Annotated in this window: 3 protein-coding genes; all 3 read left to right on the top strand. The window is 70.4% G+C overall.

Annotation, left to right across the window (positions count from 1 at the left end):
* Positions 1–556 (top strand): zinc-binding dehydrogenase (locus tag RMO85_RS12270; protein ID WP_310529011.1); only part of this gene is annotated, 556 nt, incomplete at its 5' end.
* A 26-nt stretch (positions 557–582) separates the two neighbouring features.
* A complete protein-coding gene (locus RMO85_RS12265; protein WP_310529010.1) occupies positions 583–1,668 on the top strand; it encodes a DNA polymerase domain-containing protein in 1,086 nt (361 codons plus the stop codon).
* Positions 1,665–2,025: DUF664 domain-containing protein (locus RMO85_RS12260; protein ID WP_310529009.1), on the top strand; the 361-nt coding region annotated here is incomplete at its 3' end. The genes RMO85_RS12265 and RMO85_RS12260, both read left to right, overlap by 4 nt.

Here is a 2,025-nt window from a genome sequence, read left to right as displayed (position 1 = left end):
CCCCGGACCGGTCGGCAGCGCCGTGGGCCAGATCGCCCGCCTCAAGGGCGCCCGGGCCGTCGGTATCGCCGGCGGTCCCGACAAGGTCCGCGCACTCACCGAGGAGTTCGGCTTCGACGCCGCGATCGACCACCGCGCCCCCGACTTCGTCGAGCAGCTCGCGGCGGCGACCCCGGACGGGATCGACGTCTACTTCGAGAACGTCGGAGGCCCGGTCTTCGACGCCGTACGCCGTCGCCTCAACACCTATGCGCGGATCCCGGTGTGCGGGCTGATCGCCAACTACAACCTGACCTCGCAGCCGGAGGGTCCGGACCGGCTGGCCGGCTTCATGGGGCAGATCCTCACGCAGAGCCTGACGGTGCGCGGTTTCATCCAGGCCGAGTTCTCCGGCAGCCACGGCCGCGACTTCGTGCGCGACATGGGGGAGTGGGTCGGCAGCGGCAAGGTGCGCTATCTCGAGGACATCGTCGACGGGCTCGAGAACGCGCCCTCCGCGTTCGCCGGGATGCTGCGCGGCGACAACTTCGGCAAGCTCGTCGTCAAGGTCAGCTGAGGGCGCCTGCCGCTAGGTTGGGCGCCATGGCAGCAACGAAGCCGGTCATGGTGCAGGCCGGTGACCGTGAGGTCCGCGTCTCCTCGCCCGACCGCGTGATCTACGAGGCGACCGAGACGACGCCCGAGGTCACCAAGGTGATGGTCGCCGAGTACTTCACGTCGGTCCAGGAGGGGCTGATGCGAGCCCTCCGCGACCGACCGACGGCGCTGGAGAGATGGACCTCCGGGGTGCGCCCGGGCATGAAGCTCGCCACCGGCCCTCAGGACCGCGACGCCGACGCGTTCTACCAGAAGCGGGTCCCCAAGGGTGCTCCCGACTACCTCGAGTCGGTGGAGATCACGTTCCCCTCCGGGCGTACGGCGCAGGAGATCTGCCCGACCGAGATCGCGGTGCCCGTGTGGTGTGCCCAGATGGGCACGCTGACCTTCCACCCCTGGCCCGTACGCCGTGCCGACGTCGACCACCCGGACGAGCTGCGCATCGACCTGGACCCGCAGCCGGGCACGACGTTCTCCGACGCGGTCCGCGTCGCCGGGGTCGCTCGCGAGCTGCTGGTCGAGCTCGGCATGACCGGCTTTGCCAAGACCTCGGGCAACCGGGGCATCCACGTCTATGTGCGGATCGAGCCTCGGTGGGAGTTCGGCGACGTACGCCACGCGGCGATCGCCTTCGGCCGCGAGCTGGAGAGACGCGACTCCGGCGTGACGATCGCCTGGTGGAAGGAGGAGCGTGGCGAGCGCATCTTCGTGGACTTCAACCAGAACACGCGGGACCGCACCATCGCGTCGGCCTACTCGCTGCGCCCCATCCCCGGTGCGCCCGTCTCGACGCCGGTCGCCTGGGACGAGCTGCCCACGATCACCTCGCCGTCCGACCTCAATCTGTTCACGGTTCCGTCGCGACTGGCCTCCGACGGCGACCCGTGGGAGACGATCGACGACGTCGCTCACTCGCTCCAGCCGCTGCTGGATCTCTGGAACGCCAACCCGGTCGAGCTGAACTACCCGCCCGACCACCCGAAGATGCCCGGCGAGCCGCCACGGGTCCAGCCATCGAAGAAGGTCGCCGCCCACTGGGACGAGGACGGCAACCGGATCGAGGGCACGTGAGCCAGGACGGGCGCGTCGCGCGCAACCTCGCCGAGCCCGCGAAGGGCGGATCGGCCGGCGCCGAACGCTGGGCGGGCTACCTGGACTGGGTGCGCGGTGACCTCGCGGCGAAGGTGCTGTCCTTGTCGTACGCCGACCAGCGCACCTCGCGGGTGCCGTCAGGGTGGACGCCGCTGGAGCTGCTCAGCCACGTCCTGCACATGGAGCGGCGCTGGTTCGTCTGGGGCTTCCTGGGCGAGCAGGTCGACCAGCCGTGGGGTGATTGGTCCACCGACGAGCCGTGGCTCTCGGACGACTCCGACGAGACCCTCCCGGCCGCGCGGTGGGTGGTCGCGGAGGACGTCACCGCCGAGTCGC

The sequence above is a fragment of the Nocardioides sp. genome, from assembly GCF_031422975.1.
Lineage (GTDB): Bacteria > Actinomycetota > Actinomycetes > Propionibacteriales > Nocardioidaceae > Nocardioides.
The sequence above is the reverse complement of the archived record's forward strand: the minus strand, read 5'-3'. Positions and strand labels throughout refer to the sequence as shown.

Excerpts from the sequence above, each read along its gene's own strand:
- RMO85_RS12265 (WP_310529010.1), top strand. The coding sequence starts at position 583 with ATGGCAGCAACGAAGCCGGTCATGGTGCAGGCCGGTGACCGTGAGGTC.